Raw genomic sequence first — 852 nt, forward strand, 5'->3', positions numbered from 1 at the left:
CCGCTATGTATATTGCCGCTTCTGCAACACCTGTTGGTCCCTTTCCCATTGAAATGCCCGATTCCGATGCAAGCCTTATTATGTTTTCACTGTCTATTATAACCTTCTTGTCCAGGTCAAGTTTATTACAGAACTGTGAAACATATGAGTATGGAGTTGCGGGTTTAATATTTAATGCAAGTTCCTTTGCCAGATGCCGGTATGCCTTTCCAATTTTTTTCTTATTTACATATGATACCTTGGAGATCTCATCCAGCGTTCTTGGTATATTTACCATTCTGCATGCAGCATATATGGATGCACATACTATGCTTTCTATGCTTCTCCCCCTTATAAGATTCCTCTCCACGGCCTTTCTATATATTAATGCTGCTGTTTCCTTAATATCCTTTGGAATTCCAAGTTTTGTACCATCCTCATTCAGTATCTGCAATGCCATGGACAAATTTCTTTCGGCCGCATTGCTTACCCTAATTCTCTGGTGCCATTTTCTAACCCTGTAAATCTGGGCACGATTTTTATGTGGTATTCTCTTTCCGTAATAATCCTTGTTTTACCATGAAATCTCAGTGGCCAGCACCTTATCATGGCTCATAAAGCTGCTTGGTGAGCCTGTCCTTGAACGTTTTTCATCCTGATCAGAATCAAATGACCTCCACTCAGGTCCCTGATCAATAATGGAATCCTCAATAACCATACCACAATCATAACAGGTTAATTCCCCTCTTTCATAATCCTTTACAAGATGATGTGAACCACATTCAGGACAAACTTTCACGTCGTCAACTTCCATTAAATACCACCCAAGATTTATATAATGCTTATTACTAAGAGTATTAAAAGTTTATTATA

The 852-nt window shown here is 38.8% G+C and carries 1 pseudogene; it reads right to left on the bottom strand.

The window, feature by feature from the left end:
- Window positions 1–793 (bottom strand): annotated as a pseudogene (locus TZ01_RS10005) (transcription initiation factor IIB); the annotation flags it as partial.
- Between the last annotated feature and the right edge of the window lie 59 nt (window positions 794–852).

Source organism: Acidiplasma sp. MBA-1 (genome assembly GCF_000949015.1).
In the GTDB taxonomy this organism is placed as follows: domain Archaea; phylum Thermoplasmatota; class Thermoplasmata; order Thermoplasmatales; family Thermoplasmataceae; genus Acidiplasma; species Acidiplasma aeolicum.